Origin of the sequence: Jatrophihabitans sp. (assembly GCF_036389215.1) — a bacterium.
In the GTDB taxonomy this organism is placed as follows: domain Bacteria; phylum Actinomycetota; class Actinomycetes; order Mycobacteriales; family Jatrophihabitantaceae; genus Jatrophihabitans_A.
The window spans coordinates 1-17,147 of the sequence record NZ_DASVQG010000343.1; the positions used below are offsets into that span (position 1 = coordinate 1).

The 17,147-nt window shown below is 69.1% G+C and carries 22 protein-coding genes; 10 read left to right on the plus strand and 12 right to left on the minus strand.

Annotation, left to right across the window (positions count from 1 at the left end):
* A partial coding sequence (locus VF542_RS19595; RefSeq protein WP_408653382.1) for an AMP-binding enzyme occupies nucleotides 1-576 on the plus strand: 576 nt, incomplete at its 5' end.
* Here VF542_RS19595 and ybaK read toward each other — a convergent pair.
* On the minus strand, nucleotides 566-1,042 hold the full coding sequence (ybaK, locus tag VF542_RS19600; RefSeq protein WP_408653383.1) for a Cys-tRNA(Pro) deacylase: 477 nt from the start codon (nucleotides 1,040-1,042) through the stop codon (nucleotides 566-568). The two genes, VF542_RS19595 and ybaK, sit on opposite strands and share 11 nt — an antisense overlap.
* A gap of 103 nt (nucleotides 1,043-1,145) precedes the next feature.
* Here ybaK and VF542_RS19605 point away from each other — a divergent pair, with 103 nt between their 5' ends.
* From VF542_RS19605 to rsrA, 4 genes are all read left to right on the plus strand, one after another.
* Nucleotides 1,146-1,361 (plus strand): RNA-binding S4 domain-containing protein, encoded by a 216-nt coding sequence (locus VF542_RS19605; protein WP_408653384.1) that lies wholly within the window; start codon nucleotides 1,146-1,148, stop codon nucleotides 1,359-1,361.
* A 138-nt stretch (nucleotides 1,362-1,499) separates the two neighbouring features.
* Nucleotides 1,500-2,021, plus strand: a complete 522-nt coding sequence (locus VF542_RS19610) for a hypothetical protein (protein ID WP_408653385.1) — start codon at nucleotides 1,500-1,502, stop codon at nucleotides 2,019-2,021.
* A gap of 25 nt (nucleotides 2,022-2,046) precedes the next feature.
* Nucleotides 2,047-2,874 (plus strand): sigma-70 family RNA polymerase sigma factor, encoded by an 828-nt coding sequence (locus VF542_RS19615; RefSeq protein WP_408653386.1) that lies wholly within the window; start codon nucleotides 2,047-2,049, stop codon nucleotides 2,872-2,874.
* Nucleotides 2,871-3,155, plus strand: a complete 285-nt coding sequence (gene rsrA, locus VF542_RS19620; protein WP_408653387.1) for a mycothiol system anti-sigma-R factor — start codon at nucleotides 2,871-2,873, stop codon at nucleotides 3,153-3,155. Before VF542_RS19615 ends, rsrA begins: the two co-directional genes overlap by 4 nt.
* Nucleotides 3,156-3,240: 85 nt before the next feature.
* Here the strand turns inward: rsrA and mctP are convergent, their stop codons facing one another.
* The gene (gene mctP, locus VF542_RS19625) at nucleotides 3,241-4,965 is read right to left on the minus strand and encodes a monocarboxylate uptake permease MctP (RefSeq protein ID WP_408653388.1); all 1,725 of its coding nucleotides are present in this window, start codon (nucleotides 4,963-4,965) and stop codon (nucleotides 3,241-3,243) included.
* On the minus strand, nucleotides 4,962-5,198 hold the full coding sequence (locus VF542_RS19630; protein ID WP_408653389.1) for a DUF3311 domain-containing protein: 237 nt from the start codon (nucleotides 5,196-5,198) through the stop codon (nucleotides 4,962-4,964). The genes mctP and VF542_RS19630 overlap by 4 nt, the downstream gene beginning before the upstream one ends.
* Before the next feature lie 228 nt (nucleotides 5,199-5,426).
* On the opposite strand from VF542_RS19630, the gene VF542_RS19635 reads away from it, so the two are divergent.
* Complete coding sequence (locus tag VF542_RS19635; RefSeq protein WP_408653390.1) at nucleotides 5,427-6,926, plus strand: sensor histidine kinase; 1,500 nt, start codon at nucleotides 5,427-5,429, stop codon at nucleotides 6,924-6,926.
* Between the two features lie 20 nt (nucleotides 6,927-6,946).
* On the opposite strand, the gene VF542_RS19640 is transcribed toward VF542_RS19635, so the two are convergent.
* Complete coding sequence (locus tag VF542_RS19640; RefSeq protein WP_408653391.1) at nucleotides 6,947-7,198, minus strand: WhiB family transcriptional regulator; 252 nt, start codon at nucleotides 7,196-7,198, stop codon at nucleotides 6,947-6,949.
* A gap of 418 nt (nucleotides 7,199-7,616) precedes the next feature.
* Nucleotides 7,617-8,552, minus strand: a complete 936-nt coding sequence (locus VF542_RS19645; protein WP_408653392.1) for a diacylglycerol/lipid kinase family protein — start codon at nucleotides 8,550-8,552, stop codon at nucleotides 7,617-7,619.
* Nucleotides 8,553-8,643: 91 nt separating this feature from the next.
* Here VF542_RS19645 and VF542_RS19650 point away from each other — a divergent pair, with 91 nt between their 5' ends.
* Complete coding sequence (locus tag VF542_RS19650) at nucleotides 8,644-9,051, plus strand: hypothetical protein (protein WP_408653393.1); 408 nt, start codon at nucleotides 8,644-8,646, stop codon at nucleotides 9,049-9,051.
* Between the two features lie 55 nt (nucleotides 9,052-9,106).
* Here VF542_RS19650 and VF542_RS19655 read toward each other — a convergent pair whose 3' ends face one another.
* The 4 genes from VF542_RS19655 to sodN all read right to left on the minus strand — a co-directional run bounded on the left by VF542_RS19655 (nucleotide 9,107) and on the right by sodN (nucleotide 11,673).
* On the minus strand, nucleotides 9,107-9,880 hold the full coding sequence (locus VF542_RS19655) for a SigB/SigF/SigG family RNA polymerase sigma factor (protein WP_408653394.1): 774 nt from the start codon (nucleotides 9,878-9,880) through the stop codon (nucleotides 9,107-9,109).
* Nucleotides 9,877-10,284, minus strand: coding sequence for an ATP-binding protein (locus VF542_RS19660; protein ID WP_408653395.1), 408 nt, complete (start codon nucleotides 10,282-10,284; stop codon nucleotides 9,877-9,879). The genes VF542_RS19655 and VF542_RS19660 overlap by 4 nt, the downstream gene beginning before the upstream one ends.
* Nucleotides 10,281-10,949 (minus strand): histidine phosphatase family protein, encoded by a 669-nt coding sequence (locus tag VF542_RS19665; RefSeq protein WP_408653396.1) that lies wholly within the window; start codon nucleotides 10,947-10,949, stop codon nucleotides 10,281-10,283. Before VF542_RS19665 ends, VF542_RS19660 begins: the two co-directional genes overlap by 4 nt.
* A 325-nt stretch (nucleotides 10,950-11,274) precedes the next feature.
* Nucleotides 11,275-11,673 (minus strand): superoxide dismutase, Ni, encoded by a 399-nt coding sequence (gene sodN, locus VF542_RS19670; protein ID WP_408653397.1) that lies wholly within the window; start codon nucleotides 11,671-11,673, stop codon nucleotides 11,275-11,277.
* A 100-nt stretch (nucleotides 11,674-11,773) separates the two neighbouring features.
* Here sodN and VF542_RS19675 point away from each other — a divergent pair, with 100 nt between their 5' ends.
* The 3 genes from VF542_RS19675 to VF542_RS19685 all read left to right on the plus strand — a co-directional run bounded on the left by VF542_RS19675 (nucleotide 11,774) and on the right by VF542_RS19685 (nucleotide 14,297).
* Nucleotides 11,774-12,214, plus strand: a complete 441-nt coding sequence (locus VF542_RS19675) for a S24 family peptidase (RefSeq protein WP_408653398.1) — start codon at nucleotides 11,774-11,776, stop codon at nucleotides 12,212-12,214.
* A gap of 168 nt (nucleotides 12,215-12,382) precedes the next feature.
* Nucleotides 12,383-13,558, plus strand: coding sequence for an NAD(P)-dependent malic enzyme (locus tag VF542_RS19680; protein ID WP_408653399.1), 1,176 nt, complete (start codon nucleotides 12,383-12,385; stop codon nucleotides 13,556-13,558).
* Between the two features lie 154 nt (nucleotides 13,559-13,712).
* Nucleotides 13,713-14,297, plus strand: coding sequence for a YczE/YyaS/YitT family protein (locus VF542_RS19685; RefSeq protein WP_408653403.1), 585 nt, complete (start codon nucleotides 13,713-13,715; stop codon nucleotides 14,295-14,297).
* A gap of 10 nt (nucleotides 14,298-14,307) precedes the next feature.
* On the opposite strand, the gene VF542_RS19690 is transcribed toward VF542_RS19685, so the two are convergent.
* From VF542_RS19690 to VF542_RS19700, 3 genes are all read right to left on the minus strand, one after another.
* Entirely contained in the window at nucleotides 14,308-14,484 is a 177-nt protein-coding gene (locus VF542_RS19690; RefSeq protein ID WP_408653400.1) for a DUF6104 family protein, read from the minus strand.
* Nucleotides 14,485-14,505: 21 nt separating this feature from the next.
* Nucleotides 14,506-15,510 carry a Gfo/Idh/MocA family protein gene (locus VF542_RS19695; RefSeq protein ID WP_408653401.1) on the minus strand — a complete coding sequence of 335 codons (1,005 nt, stop codon included), beginning with the start codon at nucleotides 15,508-15,510 and terminating at the stop codon, nucleotides 14,506-14,508.
* Nucleotides 15,511-15,519: 9 nt separating this feature from the next.
* The coding region (locus tag VF542_RS19700) for a multifunctional oxoglutarate decarboxylase/oxoglutarate dehydrogenase thiamine pyrophosphate-binding subunit/dihydrolipoyllysine-residue succinyltransferase subunit (RefSeq protein WP_408653402.1) at nucleotides 15,520-17,147 on the minus strand (1,628 nt) is incomplete at its 5' end.

Sequence of the window (17,147 nt, forward strand, 5' to 3'; positions counted from 1 at the left end):
TACCACATCGCGCTGATCGACCCGCAGACGCAGAAGCACGGCGACGAGGGCGAGATCTGCGTGCTGCTGGACCCGCGGCCGCTGGGCCTGATGGTCGGCTACCACGGCGACGAGGAGCTGACCGCGGAGCGGATGGCGGGCGGTTACTACCACACCGGCGACATCGGCTCCCGGGACGCCGACGGCTACATCACGTATGTCGGGCGCACCGACGACGTGTTCAAGGCGTCGGACTACCGGATCAGCCCGTTCGAGCTGGAGAGCGTCCTGATCGAGCACCCGGCGGTCGCCGAGGCCGCGGTGGTGCCTTCGCCCGATGAGATCCGGCTGTCGGTGCCCAAGGCCTACGTCGTGCTGGCCGGGGGCTATGCGCCCTCGCCGGAGTTGGCGGCAGAGATCCTGGGGTTCTGCCGGGAGCACCTGGCGCCGTACAAGCGGATCCGCCGGTTGGAGTTCGCCGAACTGCCCAAGACGATCAGCGGCAAGATCCGCCGCGTCGACCTGCGAGAGGCCGAGAACGGCCGGGGCCAGCAGCGGGCGGCGGGGGAGTACCGCGAGGAGGACTTCACGCGGTAGCGATCGGCGCGGTGTCCGCGCCGGTGAGCCGGAGCAGGTCGGCCGGGGCGAGTTCCACCTGCAGGCCCCGCTTGCCCGCCGAGACGAACACCGTCTCCAAGCCGGTGGCCGAGGAATCCACCAGCACCGGTATCGCGCTCTTGTGACCGAGCGGGCTGATCCCGCCGAGGACGTAGCCGGTCGCCCGCTGCGCCTTGGCCGGATCGGCCAGCTCGGCCCGCCGGCCACCGGCCGCGCTGGCCAGCGCCTTGAGGTTCAGCCGGCTGGCCACCGGAACCACCGCGCAGACCAGCCGGCCGTCGACCGTCGCGATCAGGGTCTTGAAGATCCGGTGCGGGTCGACGCCGAGCAGGGCCGCGGCCTCCTCGCCGTAGGAACCGGCCCGGCTGTCGTGGGCGTAGGCGTGCAGGGTGTAGCTGACGTGGGCGCGATCCAGCGCGACCGTTGCCGGCGTTCCACCACTCATGACTGGAACATCCTGCCAGCCGCGCCGCACCACGATGAGCCGGCCCGCAACGGGCTGGCCCGCCATGAGCCGGCCCGCAACGGGCTGGGCCAGAATGGAGGGCATGCGCGAGGTGCACAGGTCCAGGGGCTCCGGCGAGCCGATCCGGCTGGGCCAGTTCCTGAAGCTGGCCGACGCGGTCGAGCTGGGCTCGGACGTCAAGCTGCTGTTAGGTGCCGGCAGCGTCGAGGTCAACGGCGAGGTCGAGACCCGGCGCGGCCGCCAGCTGGTGCCCGGTGACGTGGTGACTGTGCGCGGTGAGCAACTGGTCGTACACTGAGAGTTGGCTGTTGCCCCAAGATGCCGGATAGTCGATGATCTCTATGTAAAGAAAGGCGATTTGCCTTTCTAAAAGGGCGGGCCTGCGGTCGGGCTGGCCACGGGGGATCGGACACATGAGTTGACTCACAGTATCGGCGTGCCGTATTCCGGCGGCCTTGCACGGGCCTGGGGACATCGAGCTCCTCAGCTGATCAGCGTCGCCATCCTGGGCGCTATCGCCCTGGGAGTGCGCCCGATAACGCCGACGCCATTGACGATGCTCACCTCGGTGGCGCTGCTGGTGTTCGTGATCGTCACCTGGTTGTTCATGCGCCAGCACGACCGGCGGCTGTGCGAGAGTTGCGCCGCCTCGATGCCGCTCAACGCCGCTGAGACCGCGGCCCGGTTCGGCCGCCGGTTCCGGCTGGCCCACGCCGGCAGCAATCCGCGGGTGATGATTCCCTACCTGATCGTCCTGGTGGGATCGAACTTCCTGACCGGGCCGGTGGGCCGGATCGGGTGGGCGCTGGTGCAGTCCACGATGATCTACCTGATCCTCGCGCACTCCAGCCACCGCAAGCTGCAGCCGTGGTGCCCGCAATGCTCCGGCGGTGACGACGGTGATCGGGACAATGTGGATGAACCAGACTTACCACGTGGCGACCGGCAGCTGATCTGAGCCGATCGGGCACCGCCGGGAATGGATGGCCGACAGCGGTGCGTTGCAGATCTTCGAACGCCGGAGTTATCACCGGCCTCGAACGCCCGGCAAGGAGCAAGCAATGCTCGTACTCGATCGCCTGTCCGCGCCGGGCGTGGCATCTGCGACCAAGCACCTCACAGGCCTTGCCACACCCGTAAGCTCACAGGTGTCGGACCCGAGCGTGGGCCCGGCAGCTCAGGCGAAGGGAATTGTGGTGGCCGAGGAGACCGTCGAGGAGCGTCGAGCTCGGTTCGAGCGTGACGCCCTTCCGTTCCTCGACCAGCTGTATGCCGCCGCGATGCGGATGACCCGCAATCCGGCCGATGCCGAGGACCTGGTTCAGGAGACGTTCGTGAAGGCGTTCGCGGCCTTCCACCAGTTCCATGAGGGCACCAACCTCAAGGCGTGGCTGTACCGGATTTTGACCAACTCCTTCATCAACAGCTATCGCAAGAAGCAGCGGCAGCCGCAGCAGTCCAATTCCGACACGATCGAGGACTGGCAGCTGCACGCGGCCGAATCGCACACTTCCAACGGGCTCCGTTCGGCGGAGATGGAAGCCCTGGACCACCTACCCGACTCCGACGTCAAGGACGCCTTGCAGTCCCTGCCGGAGGAGTTCCGGCTCGCGGTGTACCTCGCCGACGTCGAGGGTTTCGCCTACAAGGAGATCGCAGAGATCATGGACACGCCGATCGGCACCGTGATGTCCCGCTTGCACCGGGGCCGCAAACAGCTTCAAGTGCTGCTGGCCGATTACGCGCGCGACCGTGGGCTCGTCAAGGCAGCCACCTCGACGGCTCAGAGCGCCGAAGGAGAACACTCATGACCGGCTTCGGGCCCGGCGGCATGGACTGTGAGGAGGTCCTCGCCGACGTCTATCTCTACCTCGACGACGAGACCGACGGGGTCGTCCGCCAGCGGATTCGCACTCATCTCGACGGCTGCGCGCCATGCCTGCGCCAGTTCGGGCTCGAGCAGGATGTGAAGGTGCTGGTGGCCCGCAGTTGCGGGGGCGATGTCGCGCCGAGCGGTCTGAAGTCCCGGATCCGGATCCGGCTGCAGCAGGCGGCCATCGACGCCAGCCACCTGGAGTACCGCGCCGAGTAATTTCTCATGACGTCGAACGCCTGACTCCCGGGAGCTCCCGGAAGTCAGGCGTTCGTGTTTTCGACGTCGCCGGCTACCAGCCGGGTCAGCCCCGGACGCCGCCGGGCACCGGCAGGCCACCGTCGGAACCGGGCAGCGCGGTGACCTCCGGCCCGGCCTTCTCCGCGTAGTAGTCCTCGTAGGTCGTCGCATCGACGCCCTCGGGCGCCTTGATCGCCCGCAGCACGAGGGTGAGCACCACGGCGACCACGATGTTGAGAACCAGCGCCGAGAACGCGATGTAGACCTTGGTGTGGGTGTAGGGGAAGGTCGCCAGCGAACCGCCGAAGTGCTGGGTGGCCGCCGACTTCTGATGGTAGGCCGCGGTGGTTCCGTAGATGATGCCGACTGCCCAGCCGGCCAGCAACGCCCAGCGGTGCAGCCACCGGGTGTAGAGGCCCACCACGATCGCCAGCAGGGTCTGCAGGATCCAGACGCCGCCGAGCAGCTGCAGGTTGATGGCGTTCTGCTTGTCCAGCGCCAGCACGAAGGCCAGCGCGCCGAACTTGACCACCAGCGAGGTGATCTTGGCGGCCTGCGCCTCCTGCTTGGGAGTGGCGTCGCGGACCAGGAACTCCTTGTAGACGTTGCGGGTGAACATGTTGGCCGCGGCGATGGACATGATCGCCGCGGGCACCAGCGCACCGATCGCGATGGCCGAGTACGCGACGCCGGCGAACCAGCTCGGGAACTCGTCGCGGAAGAAGTGCGGCACCGCCAGCTGCGGGTTCGGCTTGCCGTCGCTGCCGATCACCGAGGTCTTCTCCGCGATCGCCGCGTAACCGAGCAGCGCCAGCATCGCCAGCAGCAGCGAATAAGCCGGCAGGATCGTGGTGTTGCGCCGGATCACGTTGCGCGACTTGCCCGACAGCACGGCGGTCATCGAGTGCGGGTACATGAACAGCGCCAGCGCTGAGCCGAGGGCCAGCGTCGCATAGGCCCAGTAGTTGTTGCTGGCTGGCACGAAGACCCCGGTGGCAGCACCGGTCTTGGGGTTCTTGGTCTTCATCTTGGTTTCGGCCGCCTCGAACAGGTGGTGGAAGCCGATGTGCACCCCGACGTAGACGACCGCGACCGCGATCACCAGATAGATCAGGCTGTCCTTGACGAAGGCGATGATGGCCGGCGCCCGCAGGCCGGAGGAGTAGGTGTAGGCCGCCAGCACCGCGAACGCGATCAGCAGCGGCAGGTCGCGGACGAAGGCATTGCCCCGGCCGCCCAGGCCGATCGTGTCGATGACTGCCTGGATGCCCACCAGCTGCAGCGCGATGTAGGGCATCGTGGCGATGATGCCGGTGACGGCGACGGCCAGGGCCAGGGCACGGGAGTCGAACCGGCCCCGGACGAAGTCGGCCGCGGTGACGTAACCCTTGCTGTGCGCGACCGACCACATGCGCGGCATGAAGATGAAGACGATCGGATAGATCAGGATGGTGTAGGCGACGGCGAAGAACCCGGTGACCGCCCCGGTGGCGAACATCGCGGCCGGTACCGCGATGAAGGTGTAGGCGGTGTAGAGGTCACCGCCGAGCAGGAACCAGGTGATCACCGTGCCGAAGCTGCGCCCGCCCAGGCCCCACTCGTCCAGGCTGTGCGGGCTGTCGGCCTTGCGCCAGTTGGCTGCCCAGAACCCGCCGATCGTCACCACGACGAAGAAGAACAGCAGGACGGCCAGAGCCACGCCGTCCACCTTGGTGCCGGCGGCCAGGTCCACGGTGCCGGTGTTCGCGGCGGTGGCGGCGGTGGCGGCGGTTGTCAGGGCGGTGCTCATCGAGTGCCTCGGCTACGGTCGCGCTGGACGAGCTGGTAGGCGCCACCGGTGCAGAACCCACACAGGATCACCCAGAGCATCTGGTACCAATAGAAGAAGGGAATACCCCAGAGCTCGGGATCCTTGCGGGCATAGATCGGCACCCAGAGCAGGGCGGCGAGCGGGATGGCCAGCAGGATGCCGGCGGCTGCCGCGATGCCCGGGGACAGGCGGTGCCTGGACGGCTGAGACAAGACGACCTCCAAGTGTGCGGACCGTCGAACCGTAGTGCGGGACAGGCGAACCGTAGTGCAGGATCGAACCTCGGTGCAGGGCAGGCGTACCTCGGTGCAGGGCAGGCCTGCTCGGCGCTCAACTCGTTATAGCGCCAGGCTCCCATTCGCGCCAGCCATCAATCGCCAGCCTCGCCGAGGCGGGTCCTTGAATCTCCGGCCGCGGGACTGTGGCACCCTCAGCACACCATGTCAGCACTGTCGGACCTGCTCGCCAGCCAGACCCAGCTGGACCAGCACCAGACCGCCCACCTGCAGCAGTTGGTCGCCGAATGGCAGCTGCTGTCGGACCTGTCCTTCGCCGACCTGCTGCTGTGGGTCCCGACCGCTACTGAGGGGGAGTTCCTGTGCGCGGCCCAGTGCCGTCCCACCACCGGAGCCACCGCCTACCTGCAGGACCGGGTCGGTGAGCGGCTGTCCGGCAGCCGGGCCGCGGCGCTGCGGATCGCGCTGGCCGAAGCGCGGATCTTCCGCGAGTCCGACCCGGACTGGGAAGGCGAAACCCCGATCCGGCGAGAGGCGATCCCGATCCTGTTCGGTGACCGGCCGGTGGCCGTGCTGGGCCGCGACGGCAACCTGACCAGCCTGCGCAGTCCCAGCCAGCTGGAGCTGGCCTACCTGCAGAGCGCCGCGGACCTGGCCTCGATGGTGGCCACCGGCAAGTTCCCCGGCCCACCGAACGAGCGCGAGGAGGGTGCCGGGCCGCGGGTCGGCGACGGCATGGTGCGCCTGGACGCCGAGGGCCAGGTGCTCTATGCCAGCCCCAACGGCTCGTCGGCGTTCCGGCGGCTCGGCTTCACCGGCAACCTGCTGGGCGCACCGTTCGGCCACGTGGTCACCGAACTGGCCCGCGACCCGTTCAAGGCCGCTGACCTGAACGAGATGACCGCCGAGGCACTGGGCGGGGTGCATCCACTGAGCCGGGAACTCGACGGCGACGGCGCGATCGTGCAGTTCCGCGCGATCCCGCTGCACCCCCGCGGGGAATCCCTCGGTGCGCTGGTGCTGCTCCAGGACGTCACCGAGCTTCGCCGCCGGGACCGGCAGATCCTGAGCAAGGACGCGACCATCCGAGAGATCCACCACCGGGTGAAGAACAACCTGCAGACAGTGGCGGCGCTGCTGCGGCTGCAGTCACGCCGGGTTGCCAACCCCGAGGCCCGGACCGCGCTGGAGGAGTCCATGCGCCGGGTGTCCTCCATCGCGCTGGTGCACGAGACGCTGTCCTCGGCCATCGACGAGGAGGTCGCCTTCGACGAGGTCGTGGACCGGCTGCTGTCGATGCTCGGGGAGGTGACCGGCTCCGGTGCCCGGGTGCTGGTCGAGCGGGTCGGCAGCTTCGGCCGGCTACCGGCGGAGTTGGCCACACCACTAGTGATGGTGCTCACAGAGCTGGTGGGCAACGCCGTCGAACACGGTTTTCCCGGCACCCGCTTCGGAACGGTGCAGGTGATCGGGGACCGCGTTCGCGGCGTGTTGAGCGTTCAGATCCTCGACGACGGCGCCGGCCTGCCTGAGCGGTTCTCACTCGACAACAGTGACCGGTTGGGGCTCCAGATCGTCCGGACGTTGGTGGAGGCGGAACTGGATGCGACCCTGGATCTCAGCGGTCGCGGCCCAGAACAGCCTGGCACTGCCGTAACCCTGCGCATTCCGCTCACCCGCCGGGAACGGGAGTCGGGCGGCTGAGCGCACAGGGAGATCGGCGGCTACGACATTCGGGCCCGGGCGCGGGCATTGCGGCGCTTGAGGGCGCGACGTTCGTCCTCGCTCAGGCCGCCCCACACTCCGGCGTCCTGGCCGCTCTCTAAAGCCCACGACAGGCACTCTGACATGACGGGACAGCGACGGCACACGGCCTTCGCTTCTTCGATCTGCATCAATGCCGGACCGGTATTACCGATCGGAAAGAACAGTTCCGGGTCCTCGTCGCGGCATACCGCGCGGTGACGCCAGTCCATTAGGTCGTTCTCCTCACATGGCTTGGAAACTGCTGACAGGCGAACTTGAACCTGGCAGGCAGGTGCTTGTGAATTCTTTCACGAGCTGCCGAGTAGTTCAAGCAACCGGCACATGACACGTCTGTCACGTGGTTCGGTTCACACGATCTGTGGTTCAGCGGACGACGAGTTCCTGGGTCGGTCACGTCCGGTCTACCTACAAGCCTTGCCCACCTTGAGCATCGGGGCAAGTCCAAAACACTTAGTTACTGCATCTGTCTGTCAATCGCACAGCCCGAACACAGGCGCCGCACGTTGATTTGTCCAGATGATCATCAACTGCCGTGGCATCGCCGTCAAGGGTCTTATTGCAGACAGGGGTATGCGGACAACCCTTGTGTGGAAAGCGTTATGTGCCTGTCGGGCGCGCCGGCACCGATCAGACATAGACGTCGAGGGCTGCCGACACACTACGAAAGCGCACCTGCTGGCGCTCCTCCAGCGCATCGCCGTCCACCTGGAACGGCAGCGGTCGCTCGGCATGCAGAACGAACTCGGTCAAATCGTGTTCCAGCCGGGATCCGAAGCCCTTGCTGCGGCCGCCCGCTCGGCGCCGTGAGCCGGCAATCATCCGGGCGGCGGCGAACACGATGCCGGTCGCACCCATCCGGGTCCGGGCGTAGACATCCAGGCCGGTGTCGAACGAGGCTCGCGGCGTGGGCGAGACCGGCCGCTCGCCCAGGAACGTCCACGGGTCGCAGTTGGTCACCAGCGCGAAGTACAGGTCGGGCACGGTGCGGCCGTCCGGAAACTCGAGTGTGATGGCAGGACTGCGCCGGTCCTGTTGGAAGTAGGTGCGCACCGCGGTGCGCACGTACAGCGAGTGCGTGGAGGTGCGGCCCCGGCGGCGATGCGCCTCGACGGCTGCCACCACCGCGGCGTCGTAGCCGAGGCCGGCGGCGAAGACGAACCACCGGTCGTCGGCCTGCCCCAGGCCGATGTGCCGGTGCCGGTCGGTGTTCATCGCGTCGATCAGCACCGAGGTGGCCTCGACCGGGTCATTGGGCAGGCCGAGCGCACGGGCCACCACGTTGGTCGAGCCGCCCGGCACGATGCCCAGCCGTGGAACGCCGGGATGCACGCCGTCGGTCAGCAGGCCGTTGACCACCTCGTTCACCGTGCCGTCCCCGCCGAGGGCCACCACGACGTCGACACCGTCGCGCATCGCCCGGCAGGCCAGCGCGGCGGCATGACCCCGGTTCGCCGTCTCCTCGACCTCGAGCTTGGCATCGGCGGACAGGGCGTGCACCAGGACATCTCGCTGGCGCACCGTGGTGGCGGTGGCACGTGGGTTCGACACGACCAGGACTCGCACGGCCTGACTGTACCGCTCGGTCGGGGTGGCGAGATTCAGGCGCGGGTGCCCGCCACGAGCCGGCCGCCGGGCACTCGCATACGCTGCTCGGATGCCTGACAGCGCAGTCGAACCGGCCGCCGGCCCGCCTTCCGGCGTCCGGGCGGCGAGCGCCATCGTGCTGCTCGAAGCGGCCGCGTTGGCCGTCACCGCACTGGTGCTGCTGGCGCTGGCCTTCGTGCACACCACCACCCGGCTCTGGGCGGCGGTGGCGATCGTCGGCTTCGCCCTGCTCGGCGCGGCGGTCCTGGCACTGTGCGCCCGGGGACTGGTGGAACTGCGGCCCAGCGCCCGGTCGCCCGTCATCCTGATGCAGTTGCTGGCGATTCCGGTCGGCTACTCGGTGGGGATCCAGGCCGGCCGGGCGCTGGTCGGGGTGCCGATCCTGATCGCGGCGATCGCGGTGCTGGCGCTGCTGATGATGCCGTCCTCGCGGCAGGCGCTGGACCGCTTTCGGTAGCATCGGCCGCCTCGCCGCCTCGCCGCCTCGCCGCCTCGCCGCCTCGCCCGGCGCGCTAACGGTGGTGCACGTCGGGCAGTAGCTCGCGGAGTTCGGCCAGGGTCTTGGCCAGCAGCCGTGAGACGTGCACCTGCGAGACCCCCAGTACCTGGGCGATCTCGCTCTGGGTCTTGTTCTCCACGAACCGCAACAGCAGCGCCTGCCGTTCCCGCTCGTTCAGCCGGGCCAGCACCGGGCGCAGCGCATGCCGCAGTTCCACATGCTCCATGGCGGTGTCTGACTCGACCAGGCTCTCGGCGATGGTCCGGCCGGTGGCGACGCTGGGCACATCGATCGGCACTGCCGAGTAGGCCCGAGCCGAATCGGTCGCCTCGATGACCTGTTCCGGGCTCAACTTGAGATGCCCGGCCAGTTCGGCGACCGTCGGTGCGCGACCGAATCGCTGGGTCAGCTCGCTGATGCCGACGGTGACCTCGGACTGCAATTCCTGCAACCGGCGTGGCACGCGCACCATCGGCCCGCGGTCGCGGAAATGGCGCTTGATCTCACCGACGATGTTCGGCGTGGCGAAGGTCGAGAACTCCAGGCCCCGCTCCTGCTCGAAGCGGTCGATCGACTGCAGCAGGCCGATGGTGCCGATCTGCAGCAGGTCGTCGGTGGGCTCACCGCGACCGGTGAACCGGTGTGCCAGATAGCGCACCAGCGGCAGGTGAATCTCCACCAGCGCGTTGCGGACCTGCTGGCGTCGCGAACTCCCCGGCTGCAATGTGCCCAGTTCGGCAAACAGTTGATGGGTGCGATCGCGGTCCGGTCGGCTTCGTTCCGTCATTGGTCCCGGGCGCCGCGAGTCTTGGTCAGGACGAGCGACAGCCGTTGGCCGGACTCATCGAGCACGACCGAATCGGTGAGAGCGGTCAATACCAGCCAGGCGAAACTCGATCGGTCCTGGTGGCCGGCTCCACCCTGCTGGACGGTTACGGCCACCTCGACCCGCAGGCTGGTGGCCGAGCCGCCGAAGACCGCGGACAGTTTCGAACCCGGCCCGGCATGGGGAAGCAGCAGTGCGCCGGCCTCGTCCACCGCGATCCGCAGATCATCGATCTCGTCCAGGGTGAAGTCCCGCTGCGCCGCCAGCGAGGCGACCACGGTGCGCAGCACCGAGAGGTAGGCCGGATCCGCCGGCACTGTCAGCTCGACGGTATCGGTGGCGTTCCTCCGGCGTTCGGTGGTCACGCGCCGCCGCCCGCGCTGACAGCGGTGTCGACGTTCCAGTGCAGCACGACCGGGTAGCCGTGCTCGTAACCCAGGCTGCAGACGGCGCCCGTGCCGAGCCAGAAGTGCCGGCCCCAGGTCACCGGGTCGCCGAGCCAGCGGGCGGCCAGGCACCGGATCGCGTGGCCGTGTGAGAACACCAGGACCGGTCCGGACCGGCCGGCCGCCTCCAACCGGGCCGTGGTCGTGGTGAGCAGCCGATCGAACCGCGCGCTGACGGCGGCTGCGTCCTCGCCGCCGGGAATGGGACCCGACCAGACCGACCAGTCCGGCCACTGCTTGCGGATCTCGGGTGAGGTCAGGCCCTCCAGGTCGCCGTAATCCCATTCGGCGGCGTCCTCGACCGTCTCCTCAGCCGGGAACCCGGCGAGTTCGGCGGTTCGCCAGGCTCGTTGCCGCGGTGAGCTGAGCACCAGCGCGGGTTCCGTCGCACCGAGCACGCCCCGGATCAGCGGGCCGGCGGCGCGGGCCTGCTGCTCACCGAACTCGGTCAGCGCGATGTCGGACCTGCCGGTGTGCTGGCCGCTGCGGCTCCACTCGGTCTCGCCGTGCCGGATCAGCACCAGGGCAGGCTTGGTGTTGGGCACCGGCCAGCGCCGGATGACCGAGGCCGACTCACCCTCCACCGGCCTGCGGTCCGCGCCCGTGCTTGCGTGTTCATCTCCGAGTGTCCGAGGCACGTTTCCACCATAGACCGGCGGCGAGGCGGGACTTGGAAACAACGGGCCCCACTATGACCCGCTGGCGAACAGCGGGGGTACCACCCGCCGGCGAACAGCGGGAGCCACCCGCCGGTGAACAGCGGGAGCCACCCGCCGGTGACAGCTGGGAGAGCGCGAGCCGGCGAACATGAAAGCGGGTGCTGCCTCCTCAGAGGTAGCACCCGCTCGTGGCGCCGTTCCGGTCCGCGGCCCAGTCGGCCCGCGGACGCGGCGCGCCTGCCGGCCTGCGTCAGGCGGCCTTCTTCGTCTCCCAGAAGATGGTGTCGATCTCGGCGATCATGTCCAGCAGCTTCTGGCCCTCGGCCGGGTCGACCGAACTCTTGCCACCGGCCGCGCCGGCCTGCTTGGTGGCCTTGTTGAACAGCTCGTGCAGCTGCGGGTACTTCTCGAAGTGCGGCGGCTTGAAGTAGTCGGTCCACAGCACCCACAGGTGGTGCTTGACCAGATCGGCCCGCTGCTCCTTGATCATCAGCGCCCGGGTCCGGAACACCGGGTCCTCGTTGGCCTGGTACTTCTCCTGAATGGCCTTGACCGATTCTGCCTCGATGCGAGCCTGTGCCGGGTCGTACACACCGCACGGCAGGTCGCAGTGAGCGGAAGCGGTGATCGAACGGCGCATCAAGCGCATGACATCTCCTCCAGTCGCGACTACAGCGCATTCCAGTAGCGGAACGCTTGTTGGACCCTACCCCGGCGCGGGCTCGCCGGATCAGGCAGCATCTCCCAGCATGCAGGCTCTTCTCCCCTGGCAGCGGGTTCGCGTCGAGGGCCGGTCGATGACCCCGACCTTGCTGCCGGGGGACTGGTTGCTGGTGCGGCACGGGGCCCGGGTCCGGCGGGGCGCCATCGTGCTGGCAAGGTTCCGCCGCCGTCCTGACCTGCTGGTGATCAAGCGCGCGGTGGCCGAGCAGGATGGTGGCTGGTTGCTGGCCAGCGACAACGCCGGCCAGGGCAGCGACTCGCGCCAGTACGGGGTGGCCGACGTGCTCGCCACGGTGGTGCGGGTCTGGCACCGGAGCCGGCCGACGGCAGGCGGCCACGCGTGGTCGGTGGCGCGTCGCTGGTGGGGAACGGCTCCGCCGGAGCTGAGTCCGCCGGAGCTGGGCCCGGAGTTCGGCCCGCTGGAGTCCGGCCCGGAGTTCGGCCCGCTGGAGGAGCGGCCGGGATGAGCGCGGCCGGGATGAGCGCGGCCGGGATGAGCGCGGTTCGGGATGAGCGCGGCCCGGCCTGCCCAATGCAGCATGCAATAAGCCAGCCATCGGAGCGGCGGTGCCGCACCCTGGAAGCACACCAGCGCTGTGTCACTGTTTTCGTACGAGTGCTTAGGAGCTTGTCGCGTGGTACCTACGTTCGATCCGTCCAGCCCGCTCTTCAAGATTCACCTGGGCGGCAAGCTGGTGGTGACCAGCACCCTGCCGCTGATCGACCGGGAGGCGCTGTCGCTGGCCTATACCCCTGGCGTGGCGCAGGTCTCGGCGGCCATTGCCGCTGACGAGTCGCTGGCGGCCAGCTACACCTGGCGCTCCCGGCTGGTGGCGGTGATCAGCGACGGCACCGCGGTGCTGGGCCTGGGAGACATCGGCCCCGCCGCCGCCCTGCCGGTGATGGAAGGAAAGTGCGCGCTGTTCGAGCAGTTCGCCGGGCTCAACGCCATTCCGATCGTGCTGGGCACCACCGATACCGATGAGATCGTCGAGACCATCGTGCGGATCGCGCCGTCCTTCGGCGGCATCAACCTGGAAGACATCTCGGCACCGCGCTGCTTCGAGATCGAGCGCCGGCTGCGGGAGCTGCTGCCGATCCCGGTCTTCCACGACGACCAGCACGGCACCGCGATCGTGGTGCTGGCCGCGCTGCGCAACGCCGCGACCCTGACCGGGCGGCAGCTGGCCGATCTTCGGGTGGTGGTGTCGGGAGCCGGCGCGGCGGGCATCGCGTGCAGCAGGATCCTGCTGGCGGCCGGCATCGGGGACCTGGCGCTGGCGGACTCCCGCGGCATCGTGCACAGCGCTCGCAACGACCTGAACCCGATCAAGCGCGAACTCGCCGAGCTGACGAATCACGCCGGTCACACCGGCACCCTGGAGTCCGCGCTGGCCGGTGCCGACGTCTTTCTCGGGGTCAGCGCCGGAGCCGTCGCCGAGCCCGCGATCGCGAGCATGGCCGGCAACTCGATCGTCTTCGCGCTGGCCAACCCGACTCCGGAGGTGGAGCCGGAGATCGCGCGCCGGCACGCGGCGGTGGTGGCCACCGGGCGCAGCGACCACCCGAACCAGATCAACAACGTGCTGGCGTTTCCGGGCGTGTTCGCCGGCGCCTTCGACGCCGGCGCCCGGCAGATCACCGAGGGGATGAAGCTGGCCGCGGCCGACGCGCTCGGTTCGGTGGTGGCCACCGAGCTGCGCCCGGACTACATCGTGCCGGCGCCCTTCGACGAGCGGGTGGTGCCGGCGGTGCGGTTGGCGGTGGCCGAGCAGGCCCGCCGCGAAGGGGTGTCCGCAGCGCTGGACTAACGAGCTGGGTTAGCCTGTGGCCGAGCCGGCCGGTATCGGAGTCGGACTGGAACGGCGGGGGTTGGCGGTGCTGGCAAGCTCAGACCAGCTGCGCTGGGCCCGCCGGCTCGGGCAGCTCTACCTCGGCCTGGTGCTGTACGGGGTGTCGGCAGCGATGCAGGTGCAAGCCGGGCTGGGCCTGGACCCGTGGGACGTGCTGCACCAAGGCGTTGCCAAGGCGCTGGACCATCAGATCGGCACCGTCAGCATCGCGGTCGGGGCACTCGTCCTGCTGCTGTGGATTCCGCTGCGCCAGCGCCCGGGGCTCGGCACGGTGAGCAACGTGCTGGTGGTCGGCCTGGCGATGAACGCGACGCTGGCGGTGCTGCCGGTGCAGTCCGGCAACGTGGCGCGGGCGGCCCTGCTGGCCGGGGCGGTGCTGCTGTGCGGCGTGGCCACCGGCATGTACATCTCTGCCGGTTTCGGTCCCGGCCCGCGCGACGGCCTGATGACCGGAATCGCGCGCCGGACCGGCATCTCCATCCGGCTCAGCAGAACCGCTGTCGAGCTGACCGTGCTGGTCACCGGCTGGTTGCTGGGCGGCACGGTGGGGGTGGGAACGGTGCTGTTCGCCGTCGCGATCGGACCGCTGGCGCAGCTGTTCCTCCGGCTCTTCGCGCGCTTCGGGCTGGACAGCTCGAACCTGACCGGCACCGCCCGGGACGAGGCGGCAGTGGCGCCGTCGAACCCGGCCTGCTGACCGGCTCGCCTCAGTCGTCCTCGTCGTCGGCCCTGGCCAGCCAGGTCGCCAGCCGGTCCACCGCGACCTCGAAGTCGGGGTTGAGGTCGACGAAACTGCGCAACCGGTCAGCGAGCCAGGCCAGGCTCACCTCCTCCTCGCCCCGGCGCGACTCCAGTTCCTCGATCCCGCGATCGGTGAAGTACATAGGCCTTCGGAGTCCCTTCCTTCACTCGCCCGGGTAGCGGACGCCGAGGTCGGCCCGCGCGCCGTCGAGCAGTTCCAGGATGGCGATGGTGTCAGCCGCCGGGATCAGCGGGCTCTCGGTCAGCCCGGCCCGCAGGCACCGGGCGACCTCGCCGATCTCGGGCCCGTAGCCGTGGACCTCGCTGCCCAGCGGGTCATCTATCCGGGACTCCAGGTCACCGATCTTCACGGTCAACGCCGAGGGCCGGTGGAACCGGCCCTCGGCCCGGATCCAACCCTCGGTCCCGACCACCAGTCCCCGGTAGGGCACCTTGACCGGCGCCGAGCACCACAGCTGGGCGTCCCGGCCGTCGGGATAGCTCCACTGCATCGCCACGGTGGCGTCGCTGCCGGTCGGGGCCAGCGCCCCGGTGACCGACACCGAGGGCGGCCGGCCGAGGAAGATCCAGGCGAAGGTGACCGGGTAGATGCCCAGGTCGAGCAGCGCGCCACCGCCGTTGGCGAGGTCGTAGAGCCGGTGGGTGGCATCGAAGGGCCGGCCGAGGCCCATCTCGGCCCGGACCGACACCAGCTCGCCGATCGCTGAGCCGGCGACCAGTTCCTGCGCCTTGCGGATCAGTGGATTGGTGCGCATCCACATGGCTTCCATCGCGAACACCCCGGCGGCAGCGGCAGCGGCGAACACCTCGCGGGCATCGGCTGCGTTCAGGCAGACCGGCTTCTCGATCAGGACCGCCTTGCCGGCCTCGATGGCCATCAGCGCCTGGTCGCGGTGACCGGGGTGGGTGGTGGCGATGTAGACGACGTCCAGGCCGGGATCGGAGACCAGTTCGCGGTAGCTGCCGTAGGAGCGCGGCGCGCCGTACCTGTCCGCGAAGCCGGCGGCCCGGTCGGCCTGCCGGGCGCCGACCGCGGCCAGCGTGTTGCCCGGGGTGCGGATCAGGTCGGTGGCGAACTTGGCAGCGATTCCACCGGCGCCGAGGATGCCCCAGCGGATCGGCGGATCCTCGGTTTCCGGTTCGGCCACCCGTCCAATCTAGCCGAGCGCGGTGGCGACGACCTCGCGCTGCTGCTTCTCGTGCACGCTGGCCGAGCCGACCGCCGGCGATGCCGAGGCCCTGCGCGAGGCGCGGTAGAGCTGCCGGGTGTCACCGTGCGCGGCCAGCCGCTCGGGCAGGTTGAGTGCGATGAACGGGTAGGCACCCTGGTTGGCCGGCTCCTCCTGCGCCCAGATCAGCTGCGCCTGCGGGTACTTGGCCAGCTCCGCGGCGATCTCGTCGCCGGGCAGCGGGTAAAGCTGCTCCAGCCGTACCAGTGCGACGTCCGAACGGCCGTTCTCGGTCCGAGCCGCCAGCAGGTCGTAGTACACCTTGCCGCTGCACAGCACCACCCGGCTGACCTGCTCGGGCGCCACCGAGGAGTCACCGATCACCGGCCGGAAACCGCCGTCGGTGAAGTCCTCCAGCTGGCTGACCGCGGCCTTGAGCCGCAGCAGCGACTTCGGGGTGAAGGCGACCAGCGGCCGGCGGATGTCCGACAGCGCCTGCCGGCGCAGCAGGTGGAAGTAGTTGGCCGGTGAGGAGCACATCGCGACCGTCATGTTGTTCTCGCCCGCCAGCTGCAGGAACCGCTCCGGCCGGCCGGTGGAGTGGTCGGGCCCCTGGCCCTCGTAGCCGTGCGGCAGCAGCAGCGTCACCGAGGATCGCTGCCCCCACTTGGCCTCGCCGGAGGAGATGAACTCGTCGATGATGGTCTGCGCGCCGTTGGCGAAGTCGCCGAACTGCGCCTCCCAGACCACCAGGACGTCGGGGTTGGCGACCGAGTAGCCGTACTCGAATCCCATCGCGGCGTACTCCGACAGCAGCGAGTCATAAGCCCGGAACTGGGCCTTGGCACCCGGGATGTGCCGCAGCGGGGTGTACTCCTCGCCGGTCACCCGGTCGATCAGCACCGCGTGCCGCTGGGTGAAGGTGCCGCGCCGGGAGTCCTGGCCGGCCAGGCGGACCGGGTGGCCGTCGACGGTCAGCGAGCCGAACGCCAGCAGTTCCGCGGTCGCCCAGTCCACGTCCCCGCCGGTGGTCTGGGCGACCCGCCGGTCGATCTGCGGCTTGAGCCGGGGATGGATGCTGAACCCGGCCGGGTGGTTGGCGTAGAGGTCACCGATGGTCTTGATCAGCTCGGCCGAGATCGCCGTCGATGCGCGCGGCAGGGCGGGCGATTCCTCCATCACCGGCTCGGGCCGCGGCTTGCCGGTAGCGTCCCGGGTCTCCAGGAACACCTTCTCCAGCTGGGACTGGAAGTCCTTCAGCGCCTCTTCGGCGTCGGTGATGGTGATGTCACCACGGCCGATCAAGGCCTCGGTGTAGAGCTTGCGGACGCTGCGCTTGCTGTCGATGATGTCGTACATCAGCGGCTGTGTGAACGAGGGGTTGTCGGCCTCGTTGTGCCCGCGGCGGCGGTAGCACACCATGTCGATGATGACGTCCTTCTTGAACTTCACCCGGTAGTCCACCGCGAGCTTGGCGACCCGCACGCAGGCTTCGGGGTCATCGCCGTTGACGTGGAAGATCGGCGCGGAGATCATCCGCGCGATGTCGGTGCAGTACAGGCTGGAGCGCGACTGCGCCGGTGAGGTGGTGAAGCCCACCTGGTTGTTGACCACGA